The organism is Acinetobacter sp. Ver3 (assembly GCF_000632455.1).
Taxonomy (GTDB): Bacteria; Pseudomonadota; Gammaproteobacteria; order Pseudomonadales; family Moraxellaceae; genus Acinetobacter.
The window spans coordinates 1-11745 of the sequence record NZ_JFYL01000077.1 but is presented as its reverse complement, the minus strand read 5'-3'; the positions used below and the strand labels follow the sequence as shown (position 1 = coordinate 11745).

11 protein-coding genes, 2 tRNA genes and 1 other RNA gene are annotated in these 11745 nt (G+C 37.5%); 6 read left to right on the top strand and 8 right to left on the bottom strand.

The window, feature by feature from the left end:
- The first annotated feature begins 466 nt into the window (after positions 1–466).
- Positions 467–1741, top strand: coding sequence for a citrate synthase (gltA, locus tag CL42_RS14100; RefSeq protein ID WP_035269948.1), 1275 nt, complete (start codon positions 467–469; stop codon positions 1739–1741).
- Between the two features lie 156 nt (positions 1742–1897).
- On the opposite strand, the gene CL42_RS14095 is transcribed toward gltA, so the two are convergent.
- From CL42_RS14095 to CL42_RS14085, 3 genes are read right to left on the bottom strand one after another with little or no spacing between them, the layout of a single operon-like run.
- Positions 1898–3475, bottom strand: a complete 1578-nt coding sequence (locus CL42_RS14095) for a flavin-containing monooxygenase (RefSeq protein WP_035269938.1) — start codon at positions 3473–3475, stop codon at positions 1898–1900.
- Positions 3476–3490: 15 nt separating this feature from the next.
- Entirely contained in the window at positions 3491–4336 is an 846-nt protein-coding gene (locus CL42_RS14090) for an SDR family NAD(P)-dependent oxidoreductase (protein WP_035269936.1), read from the bottom strand.
- 15 nt (positions 4337–4351) lie between these two features.
- The gene (locus CL42_RS14085) at positions 4352–5305 is read right to left on the bottom strand and encodes a metal-dependent hydrolase (RefSeq protein WP_035269934.1); all 954 of its coding nucleotides are present in this window, start codon (positions 5303–5305) and stop codon (positions 4352–4354) included.
- Positions 5306–5587: 282 nt separating this feature from the next.
- On the opposite strand from CL42_RS14085, the gene CL42_RS14080 reads away from it, so the two are divergent.
- The 3 genes from CL42_RS14080 (at position 5588) to CL42_RS14070 (ending at position 9055) form a co-directional block, all read left to right on the top strand.
- Positions 5588–6076 carry a hypothetical protein gene (locus CL42_RS14080; RefSeq protein WP_035269930.1) on the top strand — a complete coding sequence of 163 codons (489 nt, stop codon included), beginning with the start codon at positions 5588–5590 and terminating at the stop codon, positions 6074–6076.
- 341 nt (positions 6077–6417) lie between these two features.
- Entirely contained in the window at positions 6418–8043 is a 1626-nt protein-coding gene (locus CL42_RS14075) for an NAD+ synthase (protein WP_035269928.1), read from the top strand.
- Positions 8036–9055, top strand: coding sequence for a hypothetical protein (locus tag CL42_RS14070; protein WP_228133292.1), 1020 nt, complete (start codon positions 8036–8038; stop codon positions 9053–9055). The genes CL42_RS14075 and CL42_RS14070 overlap by 8 nt, the downstream gene beginning before the upstream one ends.
- Positions 9056–9090: 35 nt before the next feature.
- On the opposite strand, the gene CL42_RS14065 is transcribed toward CL42_RS14070, so the two are convergent.
- Positions 9091–9167: transfer RNA gene (locus CL42_RS14065), tRNA-Met, on the bottom strand.
- Positions 9168–9423: 256 nt separating this feature from the next.
- Between CL42_RS14065 and CL42_RS14060 the strand changes: the two genes are divergently transcribed.
- Entirely contained in the window at positions 9424–9732 is a 309-nt protein-coding gene (locus CL42_RS14060) for a hypothetical protein (RefSeq protein ID WP_228133291.1), read from the top strand.
- A 57-nt stretch (positions 9733–9789) separates the two neighbouring features.
- Here the strand turns inward: CL42_RS14060 and CL42_RS14055 are convergent.
- From CL42_RS14055 to coaD, 4 genes are all read right to left on the bottom strand, one after another.
- Positions 9790–9866: transfer RNA gene (locus tag CL42_RS14055), tRNA-Met, on the bottom strand.
- A gap of 72 nt (positions 9867–9938) precedes the next feature.
- Positions 9939–10320, bottom strand: an RNA gene (gene rnpB, locus CL42_RS16580) — RNase P RNA component class A.
- Between the two features lie 28 nt (positions 10321–10348).
- On the bottom strand, positions 10349–10612 hold the full coding sequence (locus tag CL42_RS14045) for a YfhL family 4Fe-4S dicluster ferredoxin (RefSeq protein WP_035269914.1): 264 nt from the start codon (positions 10610–10612) through the stop codon (positions 10349–10351).
- Position 10613: 1 nt separating this feature from the next.
- Positions 10614–11105 (bottom strand): pantetheine-phosphate adenylyltransferase, encoded by a 492-nt coding sequence (gene coaD, locus CL42_RS14040; RefSeq protein ID WP_035269911.1) that lies wholly within the window; start codon positions 11103–11105, stop codon positions 10614–10616.
- A gap of 139 nt (positions 11106–11244) precedes the next feature.
- On the opposite strand from coaD, the gene smpB reads away from it, so the two are divergent.
- The gene (gene smpB / locus CL42_RS14035) at positions 11245–11721 is read left to right on the top strand and encodes an SsrA-binding protein SmpB (RefSeq protein WP_035269908.1); all 477 of its coding nucleotides are present in this window, start codon (positions 11245–11247) and stop codon (positions 11719–11721) included.
- The last annotated feature ends 24 nt before the right edge of the window (positions 11722–11745 follow it).

The window sequence follows — 11745 nt, the reverse complement described above, 5'->3', positions numbered from 1 at the left end:
TAAACATTATAAATTAGACACTTTTTAATCAACTAGTAAATAAAGTGAAAAAAAATATTTCATTGTCATTTTTGGTGTATTTATTCAGTCTATCATCTTAAAAAAACTGACAAATTCTATAAACAATCGCTTTTCACAACCTTTAACATATTGATAAAAGGTATTAATAATCAAGCATTACTTGGTTTAAATCATCAAAATATGCACGTTTTTGTCTTTTTTTTTATGCCACTACCGTTGAAATTGTCTTATTATACGGCGGCGCTAGTGAAAAGCAGATAAATTCCTACTGATTAACTGAGTTTAGAACCAGTCACTTTAGGTCGTCATTTTTATCCATAAGTATAATTGACAATTTTTGACTACTCACTAAGCTTAGAGCAAATTTTGAAACCGTCTAACTCACGGATTACAACAGATTATTTCGGGTTAGATAAAACATTCACCAGGACAGGAGATCTATTGAATGTCTGAAGCAACTGGCAAAAAAGCCGTATTACAGCTTGATGGCAAAGAAATTGAATTACCAATTTACAGCGGCACATTGGGCCCAGATGTAATCGACGTTAAAGATGTATTGGCCGCAGGTCACTTCACTTTTGATCCTGGTTTTATGGCTACAGCGTCTTGCGAGTCTAAAATCACATTTATCGATGGTAATAAAGGTGTTCTATTACACCGTGGTTATCCAATCGACCAACTAGCTACTAAAGCTGATTATTTAGAAACTTGCTACTTATTATTAAATGGTGAGCTTCCTACAGCTGAGCAAAAAGAAGAGTTTGACGCTAAAGTTCGTAACCACACCATGGTTCACGATCAAGTTAGCCGCTTCTATAACGGTTTCCGCCGTGATGCACACCCTATGGCGATTATGGTTGGTGTTGTTGGTGCGTTATCAGCGTTCTATCACAACAACCTTGATATCGAAAATGTTGATCACCGTGAAATTACTGCGATCCGTTTGATTGCGAAAATTCCTACCCTTGCTGCGTGGAGCTACAAGTATACTGTTGGTCAACCATTCGTTTACCCACGTAATGACTTAAGCTATGCAGAAAACTTCTTGTACATGATGTTTGCTACTCCAGCAGATCGTGATTACAAAGTTAACCCTATTCTTGCAAAAGCAATGGATCGTATCTTCACGCTTCATGCTGACCATGAACAAAATGCTTCTACGTCTACAGTACGTTTAGCTGGTTCTACTGGTGCTAATCCGTATGCATGTATCGCTGCTGGTATCTCTGCACTTTGGGGCCCTGCTCACGGTGGTGCAAACGAAGCTGTTCTTAAGATGCTTGATGAAATCGGCTCTGTAGAAAACGTTGCTGGCTTCATGGAAAAAGTGAAGACTAAAGAAGTTAAACTTATGGGCTTCGGTCACCGTGTTTATAAAAACTTCGATCCACGTGCTAAAGTAATGAAAGAAACTTGTGATGAAGTTCTTGGTGCTTTAGGTATCAATGATCCACAGTTAGCTTTAGCAATGGAATTGGAGCGTATCGCACTTTCTGATGAATACTTCATCAAGCGTAACCTTTATCCAAACGTTGACTTCTATTCAGGTATCATCCTTAAAGCGATTGGTATCCCAACAGAAATGTTCACTGTAATCTTCGCACTTGCACGTACTGTTGGTTGGATCAGCCACTGGTTAGAAATGCACAGCGGCCCATACAAGATTGGACGTCCTCGTCAACTTTACACTGGCGAAGTTCAACGCGATATCGTTCGTTAATTCGAACTGCGTCGACAGTCATAAAACCACCCTTTGGGTGGTTTTTTATTAACTGATTAACAACAAAATATTATTTTCAGCCCTGATGAAATAGAAACCTCGTATATCTAGAATATCTACAAACAAAAAAAGCCTGATTAAATCAGGCTTTTTTGATCAGTGTTGTGAATAATCATCCAAATTTAATGAGCTTAACTGCTGTTTTAATTTTGCAAGAGACCATGGCCATGCTGCAAAATTACGACCATTTTCATCCAAATAGTAACTCTTACAGCCCCCTGCATTAAATACAGTGGTTTTAAGATGCTTTTGAACCAATTGATTATGTCGCTTAACAACGTCGTCTTTAATCACAAGCTTGTTAATATTTTGCTTTTTGATCTTTAGTAGGCCATCAAGAATATAATCTAATTGAGCTTCAGCAATACCAATAAATGAGTCATAAACCAGAATATTTGGTCCTAGCACCAAAAATGCATTTGGTACATTGGTAATACTTGCACCTAAATAAGCTTCTGGTGAACTATTTTTCCAGCGATCTGCTAAGAGCTTCCCATCCATATCGTAAATGCGTTTACCAATTGGCGGATGCGATACCTCAAAACCCGTACCCCAAATGATGACATCTACTTCATGACGCTCACCATTGGCCGCAACGACCGTATTCCCATCAATCTCAACCAACCCCTCATTGATTAGTTTCACATTATCTTGTTGCAATACTGGATAGTAATTGTTGGCAAATAAAAGACGTTTACAGCCAATATCAAAATTTGGTGTGACTTTTTTTCTTAATTCATCATCTTGAATTTGCAACTTCAATAATTGTTTGCTTAAGAAATTCACAGGCTTCAGCACTTTCGGATTACGCAAACCAAAGTTAATGCCATTTAAAATTTGGGCAATACTGCTCCGCCAAGTGGATTGAATAACGGGAAATTTCTGGATCAGTGATTTCGCTTGATCATTCAAATTCATATCAGCTTTTGGCAACACCCAAGGTGCTGTACGCTGAAACACAAAGAGTTCTTTCGCTAATGGCTGAACCTGAGGAATAAATTGAATCGCTGAAGCACCTGTACCAATAACAGCAATACGTTTACCTTTCAGATCGTACTCATGATTCCATCTTGCAGAGTGAAACATTTCCCCCTTGAAACTTTCTATGCCCTTAATTTTTGGAAATGATGGCTCAGTAATCGGTCCCGTTGTAAAGATTACCGTTTTTGCTAGATACTTTCCTTGAGAAGTTTCTAACGACCACTGCGCCTTCTCGTTATCCCAACGTGCTGTTTTTAATTCATGATTAAATTGGATTTTTTCAGTCAGTTGATGCTTCTCAACCACTTCCTCAAGATAACTTAAGATTTCTGGCTGCTTGGCAAACAAATGACTCCATTTGTGACTTGGCGAAAAGGAAAAAGAATATAAGGCTGAAGGAACATCACATCCACATCCTGGATAATTATTATCGCGCCATGTACCACCAACTCGGTTCGCTTTTTCCAGCACAATGTAGTCGCGATATCCTGCCTGATTCATTTTATATGCCGCAGCGATACCGGAAATACCTGCACCAACAACAATCGTGTCATACACCTTCTGTAATTGTTCGACTTTAAGTTCTTTATCTGCGTTATTTTTTTTCTTTACTTTTACTTCTGCTTTTTCAGATTGATCAGCAGTTTGAATTTTTAAATCTGCATTGCTCTCTAATTCGTTATCGAGTGTCATTCTTTTATCTCTCTATTATTTTACAAAACGCTTAAACCATGGATAACCTACACCTAACATTTTGGTATATAAGGTCGGTGAAGCACGCTTCATCAACCAAAATAATTTCGCGTCTGGTTGTGGAATCGTATAAAGAATGCCTTTATCTAAATTGTTTAAGGTTTTTTGTGCAACTTGATCGCTTGTGACAAATGCATGATTCTGCAATAAATCATCCGCTAAACCCGAGTAATTGGAAGGTAATCGCCCATTCTTCATAATATTAGTAGGTACTAAAGTTGGGCAAAGCACATTCACACGGATATTATCTTGATGTAGTTCTGCAGATAACGTTTCAGATAATGCAAGTACACTAGATTTCGTCACGTTATAAGCTGTCATTTCAGGTGCAGCTGTAAATCCTGCTGCTGAAGCAACATTAATAATTGCCCCATAACCTTGTTGTTTAAACTTCGGTACAAAAAAGTGGCAACCATGAATCACGCCCCATAAGTTGACATGCATACACCATTGCCAATCTTCTAGTGTTATCTCATCAAACTTACCACCTAACCCCACGCCAGCATTATTAATAACAAGTGTCACAGGATGATTAAAAAGGTTTTCTGCTTGATTCGCCAATCGCTCAACATCTTCCTTTTTTCCCACATCGCAGGATTCAGCAAATGCTTTTTGCCCTGTGGTCTGAGAAATCAGCTGAACAGTTTCTTCAGCTGCAGCTAAATTAATATCAGCACACACCACTTGACCACCACGTTTTGCAATTTCCAATGCAAAACTGCGTCCAATACCACTTCCAGCACCCGTTACCACAGCATAAGCCTGATGGCTCGGTTTAATTTTCTTCTTAAAAAAAAGCATGAACTATCCTTATTCTTATACCTTTAAATCAGGCATGAATTCCTTCGTAAAGTATGGTGTTAAAATACCATCCACTGGATTTAATAAACGTTCTTTGTAGTACTCTAAAAACGCTGATGTATCATGATCATTCGGATGGAAGTCTGGTTTGAGATATTCGAAAATATGTTTGATCGAACTGCCATAAACACCATCTTTTAGACCAAAAATCAAACCTACACTTCGGTACATATCTTTGTAGTAACTTAAACTGATTAGATTTGATGGCTTACGATAAAATGGCACAATTAAGGATGCAGCAGAAATCAGCACTAAAATCGTAATAAGCGCTGGGAAAAAGCCTGCTATCCTTAAAGCATAGTTACTCGAAAGAAGTTGGAACACATCATATGCAATATCTTTATGCTCTGATTCCTCAAGCATATGCCACATCCAAATTGCGCGTTGTTTCTCATCTTGAGATTCGAAGAAAATATGCTCATGATTCATCATGTATTCAGCAAGCACTGCGGTAAAATGCTCAATCCCAGCCATAAGCGATAATTTCATTGGCTGAGGCAACCGATTAAAACCATATTCAAAAACGTGATGCGCCAGAAATCTAAACAATTTGACAGGCAAATCTGCCTTTAAAAAAGCGTCATTTAATTCTTCATGAAGTTTAGAATGTAAAGCCTCTTGCCCAATCAGCGCTGTCACTCTTTGCTTGAGTAATGGATCTTGAATAAAGTCACGATGATAACGTGCCGTATCAATAACGAGATCCTCACCATAGGTTAAAAAAATTGAAAGTGAGGCAAAGTAAGCACTTGCTAATTCCGCATTCAAATAAAATTTTGGATCAATCTTTTGATGATCAAAATCAAATTTCATATGACGAATTGGAATAGCTTTTGATTGATTCTCAGGATCAAATTTAGAACCGTTTAGAAATTTAGAAATTTTTTTTAGTGGCTGAGTTAATAACATGGCGAACCTTCTCTTTTATCTCAGTGAATAAATTCAAATAATGTGAATTCTTCGACGTTTCTAAAAAATTAAGATAAAAAGACGAAATAGCCATTTGCATAATAAATCTTTAGAGATGGCATAATTGCTCATTCATCAAGATTGTCTAACAAAATTATTAAGTTTTAATCAGTAAATACCATTTCATTATCATTAAAGGTCAACACCATTTTTAACAAGTAATGATTCCAAATAGTGATATTTTGAATGTCACATAAACTTTAAGTAGATTAAGAAATAAGTATGATGTTGTGGATGCCACTTATTTTAAAATGGATAAAATTTGACGCTTTTAGATGTAGATCACTCACCCAAGGTGAAATCACGTTGAGCCAAAGTGTCTTTGGTGATCTTATAGATTATGACAGTGTGAAAATCATGAATCATCCGTTTCTACCGTGGCAACCCTCAGCGGTATTTATGGCACCAAAGGGCTATTTGCATATTCGTAACAAACATTTCAAAACTGACTATTCGAAAGAAAATAAAATCTATCAAGGAATTTTCATTCACGAGATGACTCATATTTTACAACACCAACAAGGACAAAATGTTTTGCTCAAAGGCGCTTTTCTGCAAAGTGCGTATTTTATTTCCTTCAAAAAGTATAATCCTTATGCCTATAAATTTGACCCTAAAAAAAATTTCAATGAATACAACATTGAACAACAAGGCGAAATAGCTAGACATATATTTTTGAAAAAGATTCCGAATATTATTTTGAATCAATAAAAACTGTAAAATTAAAAGAATATTTTTTATTCAAGCTATTGATTTGTGAATCAGAAACACCATATCAGCTTTGAAATCTGATTTACTGTGTCGCAAATCCATTACGATTTAATTTTTTATGTACAAACAATGGCAAAAGCTAGTATCTACTTTTATTTTAGATAGAATACATATGAATCGTAGTTTTTGCTGTGCAAGAAATAAGATCTTTTATCATGTTTTAATGATGTAAATTTGAGCCATTTGGCAGTTATGTAATATCACATACACACAGCTGAATAATTACTCCAATAAAATCAGCACGTGCTGTATATAAACCTATAGGATAGGACTTGGTTTAAATGAATAGTTTTAAAGTTTCTCTTGCTCAATTCTCTCCATTTGTCGGCAATTTAGATGCCAATGTTCATCGAATGATTGGACTCGCTAACGAAGCCAAACAGCAAAATGCCAATATCATTGTGTTTCCTGAACTTTCGACCATTGGTTATCCTGCAGAGGATCTCCTACTTCGTCCAAGCCTAAGCAAACGTACAGCATCAGCTTTCGAAAAACTGGCTGAAGTGAAAGACATTGTGATGGTATTTGGTTTTGTTAATCAAGCTGATTCGGGTGCACGCTATAACTCTGCAGCCGTTATGAAAGATGGGCAAGTATTAGGTATTTATAACAAGCAAAATTTACCAAATTATAGTGTTTTTGATGAAAAGAGATATTTCGCTGAGGGTCATCAACACCTTGTATTTGAGTATTTAGGACATAAATTCGGTGTATTAATTTGCGAAGATGTCTGGACACTTGAGAGTGTTCAACAACTTGCCAAACTGAATGTTGAAACTGTTCTTGTGTTAAATGCCTCACCATACGAAGTTGGAAAGCCTCAACACCGTGTTGTTACGCTTAAAGAGTTAGCTAAACAATTGAATCTCAATCTTGTTTATGTCAACCAAGTAGGCGGGCAAGATGATCTCATTTTCGACGGAACAAGTTTCGTTGTGAATGCAAATGGTGAAGTTGTACTTGAAGCACCAAGCTTTAAAGAAGACCTTTTTCATGTTGAATATGAAGCAGAGCTTAAATCTTTTAAAGCCGCTACCAAAGCACCTGCATTAGATACGATTGCAGAAATTTACCAAGCTTTGGTTTTGGCAACACGAGATTATGTAAAACGCTCAGGTTTCCCTGGTGTCATTCTTGGTCTCTCTGGTGGTATCGACTCAGCACTCACCCTTGCAATCGCTGTCGATGCTATTGGAGCAGATAAAGTTCAAGCTGTTATGATGCCTTACACATATACCTCTCAAATCAGTGTTGAAGACGCGACTGAGCAGGCAAAACGTATGGGAGTCACTTTTGGTATTGCGGAAATTCACCCAATCGTCAACAGCTTTATGCAGACATTACACCCATTCTTCGGCAATTCTCCTGCTGATGCAACTGAGGAAAATTTACAAGCTCGCGCACGCGGCACCTTATTAATGGGTCTGTCGAATAAATTTGGTAATCTTGTTTTATCTACAGGTAACAAATCTGAATTATCTGTTGGTTACTGCACACTGTACGGTGATATGGTCGGTGGTTTTGCTGTACTTAAAGATGTTTATAAAACGATTGTATTTGAGTTAGCGAAATACCGTAATAGTTTGGAAGATACGCCTGTAATCCCTGAACGTGTGATTACTCGCCCACCTTCTGCTGAATTACGACCTGATCAAAAAGATCAAGACTCTTTACCACCTTACGATGTTCTTGATGCAATTTTATATGCATATATTGAAGAAGATCAGAGTCTGGAAGATATTATTTCTAAAGGTTTTGATCGAGATATCGTGACTAAAGTCATTGGATTGGTTGATCGCAACGAATATAAGCGCCGTCAGGGTGCAATTGGTCCACGTATATCCTCTCGTGCATTTAGCCGTGAACGCCGCTATCCAATCGTAAATGGATGGAAAGCAGGTGTCTAACTCGACACAACTCAATCAATTTGCTCAAGCACTTATGCTTGAGCAAATCCGGTTTACGCAACAGTATTTATTAAATGCTGAATCTAATTCTGTAATAGACACGTTTGTTTCACAGGCTTATGCTCAGTTTAATCGAATCAAACTAAAAGACATTGTAAATATTGAACAACTTCATGCTGTTGTTTCAAAATATGCTTTTGAATTAAATCTTGGACCTGATTTACTAGAGTTTATTGGCGCAGTTGCACAACGCATTTACCTTCATTTAAAGGATTCAAATGCTTTAATCGGAGATTTAATTTCTGACCATGATTTTGGGCTATGGCTAAATAAAATTCTTGAATTAGATCAAGTACGTTATGGTTTAAAACAACAAATTTTAAGTCATGAGAAGGCACATGCAGTAAGTCTTCAATTAGCAAATCAAATTTTAGAAAAATATACACCTTGGCTGGATAGGCTTCGAAAAAATAAAATTCAAAATCATACGGTCAAATCAAAGATTTTTAATTTTCTCCAAGATCAGCAACACACATTAGAGTTAAAACTAGAATCCCAACTTGCAAATGCAATATTGGTTCAATTAGGCGAAATTATCACACTGCCTCAAAATGAACTTTATGAAATCATTCAACATATTTGGTCAGATCTCCAATTTCAAAAAATTTCAGCTCAGCTTGAGCAGATTGAAGCCATTGATGTCGAAGATTTTTTTATTTTGGTCTATGAAACCTGGAGAAATTTACGCCAATCCGCTGAGATTCAGTCCATCATTTTAGAAGTGGTTGATGAGTTCTATGAATATTTTGGTGATTACAGTTTACAAGCTTTACTCACGGCTGTTGGACTAACTCAAGAAGATTTAGTGATCGAAGCCCATCGTTTTGCACCTCAACTTATCACCATGTTAAATGATTTTGGCATTCTAGAACAATTAATTCAAAGTTTGATTCAGCCTTTTTATCAAGCACAATCTACACTTGATCTTATCTCAGGACATTTTGAGAAATAAAAAAAAGACCATGCGGTGAGCATGGTCTATAAAAATGGTGGCTATGACGGGACTTGAACCTGTGACCCCCGCATTATGAGTGCGGTGCTCTAACCAACTGAGCTACATAGCCGTAAACTGTGTGCGCATTATCTTAAGTTATCGTTGTATCGTCAAGCATACGAAAGCACTAATGATCACCCTTTATACAAATAAACCTTATTTGAACAAAATTAATCCATAATTATATGATTTTATTGTAATAGTAAGGTTTCAATAACATCAAAATCATGCTCAATCCTCAATATTTTATTCTCATATGCTGTTTAAGCCTTGTGAGCGGATGCCAAACGACTCACCCCATATTTGTGAATTATCACGGTGTACGCATGGATGTCGCTCAATGGATCAATGCTCAAAACTTTATAACCATGCAACAAAAACGAACTCTAGTTCAATTAAGCCGTGCTCAACAAAAGCTCGTGCATATTGATGTCATTCCTGAAGATCATAAACTTGCCGTGAGTAAAGAGAATGCGGTTGCTCTTCATTGTGCACAGCTTTATTTGTCTGAGCAAAAAATTGAAAGCTTGCAAAATATTGTGTTTTCAAATGTAAATCAGACAGCCGTTTTAGCACAATTTGAACAAGAGTTTCCAAAAATTAAGCTAGATTCTCAGCTTATTCAGTGCCAATGAAAACTCAAGATTTCACACATAAAAAAAGACCACACTAGTGAGTGTGGTCTATAAAAATGGTGGCTATGACGGGACTTGAACCTGTGACCCCCGCATTATGAGTGCGGTGCTCTAACCAACTGAGCTACATAGCCGTAAACTGTGGGCGCATTATCTACTTGATTGATGTATCCGTCAAGTAATATCGGCACTGTTTGATCAAAATTTGTTGAAGTGAGCCGATAAGCCGGGTTCTGTCTAGAACGATCATTCCTCTAGGCATACAATCACTCATATGCTCAAGCGACCTACCCGAATCCAGTATGGGCCATACCTTAAGGATTCCTATTTGGTCTTGCTTCAGGTGGGGTTTACCATGCCATGAACTGTTACCAGTCATGCGGTGCGCTCTTACCGCACCCTTTCACCCTTACCATATTCTAGGCTAAACCGAAGTTCAGTTGCAAAATGGCGGTCTACTCTCTGCTGCACTTTCCGTAGGCTTACGCCTCCCAGGCGTTACCTGGCACCTTGCCCGATGAAGCCCGGACTTTCCTCCCCTGCTTTAGTCACGAAGACCTTCACAGCAGCGATCGTCTGGCTCACTTCAAGTTGCGCATCTTAACAAACTTTGTGATCAATTGCTCGTGCTTTTTTGAGCAATTAGTTTTTTATACTTTTCCAGCAATTCATCCTCAGATTCCACATGATTAGGATCTTTAGGAATACAGTCTACCGGGCAGAATAATGAACACTGGGGTTGGTCATGATGACCAACACATTCAGTACATAGATTCGGATCAATTTCATAGATCAGTTCACCCATATAAATCGCTTCATTTGGGCATACAGGCTCACAAACGTCACAGTTGATGCACTCATCCGTAATAATTAAAGACACTCTACCAACCTTGCTGATGCTTACGTTCAAATGCCTCAACAACTGCTTTTGGCACAAATTTCGTCACATCACCTTTCAAACGTGCAATTTCACGAACTAATGTGGATGAAATAAACGAGTATTGCTCTGACGGCGTTAAAAATACAGCTTCAAAATTTGAATCTAATTGACGATTCATATTTGCAAGTTGAAACTCATATTCAAAGTCAGACACTGCTCTTAAACCTCTGAGTACAGCTGTTGCCTTTTGCTCTTGAAAAAAATTCACCAATAAACCGTCAAAACCAACAAACTCTACATTGTCTAAATGGCTTAACGATGATTTTGCAAGCGCAACTCGCTCATCTAAACTAAACACTGGATTTTTGTGATGACCAATTGCAATCGCAACTACAACTTCATCAAACATTTTTGCAGCACGAGATACAAGATCAATATGACCATTGGTAATAGGATCGAATGTTCCCGGATAGATGACACGAGTTTTAGACATCCATTTATACTCTAAGATTATTATGTAGGCGCATAGTTTAACAAAAACTCAATTCACACGCACACTTGTTGACAGTGAAATGACTTCACCTCAAGCCAAGTTTGAGGCAAAATAGGTCTAATCTTGGAATATTTGTATTATGTCGAAATCGATTGTAGTAAAAAAAAATAATAGTGGCACTATTGCGCTTAACAAACGTGCACGTCACGATTATTTTATTGAGGAAAAATTTGAAGCTGGTTTAGCGTTACAAGGTTGGGAAGTAAAATCTCTTCGTGCTGGACGCATGAGTATCACGGAAAGCTATATTATTTTCAAAAATAATGAAGCTTATTTATTTGGTGCTCAAATTCAACCTCTTCTTTCTGCTTCAACTCATATCGTTCCCGAAGCAACACGTACTCGTAAGCTACTTCTTTCACGTCGCGAACTCGAGAAACTCCAAGGAGCGATCAATCAAAAAGGTTACACATGTGTACCTTTGGCGTGCTATTGGAAAGGTCGTTTAGTCAAACTCGAAATTGCACTTGTTAAAGGTAAACAATTACACGACAAACGTGCCACTGAAAAAGACCGCGATTGGCAGCGCGATAAAGCAAGAATTTTTCATAAATAAAAAAACCGCTCAAATGAGCGGTTT

Bases quoted from the DNA above. Each gene is read 5' to 3' on its own strand.
- gltA (WP_035269948.1), top strand. From the start codon at position 467: ATGTCTGAAGCAACTGGCAAAAAAGCCGTATTACAGCTTGATGGCAAA.
- CL42_RS14095 (WP_035269938.1), bottom strand. From the start codon at position 3,475: ATGACACTCGATAACGAATTAGAGAGCAATGCAGATTTAAAAATTCAA.
- CL42_RS14090 (WP_035269936.1), bottom strand. From the start codon at position 4,336: ATGCTTTTTTTTAAGAAGAAAATTAAACCGAGCCATCAGGCTTATGCT.
- CL42_RS14085 (WP_035269934.1), bottom strand. From the start codon at position 5,305: ATGTTATTAACTCAGCCACTAAAAAAAATTTCTAAATTTCTAAACGGT.
- CL42_RS14080 (WP_035269930.1), top strand. From the start codon at position 5,588: ATGATGTTGTGGATGCCACTTATTTTAAAATGGATAAAATTTGACGCT.
- CL42_RS14075 (WP_035269928.1), top strand. From the start codon at position 6,418: ATGAATAGTTTTAAAGTTTCTCTTGCTCAATTCTCTCCATTTGTCGGC.
- CL42_RS14060 (WP_228133291.1), top strand. From the start codon at position 9,424: ATGGATGTCGCTCAATGGATCAATGCTCAAAACTTTATAACCATGCAA.
- coaD (WP_035269911.1), bottom strand. From the start codon at position 11,105: ATGTCTAAAACTCGTGTCATCTATCCGGGAACATTCGATCCTATTACC.
- smpB (WP_035269908.1), top strand. From the start codon at position 11,245: ATGTCGAAATCGATTGTAGTAAAAAAAAATAATAGTGGCACTATTGCG.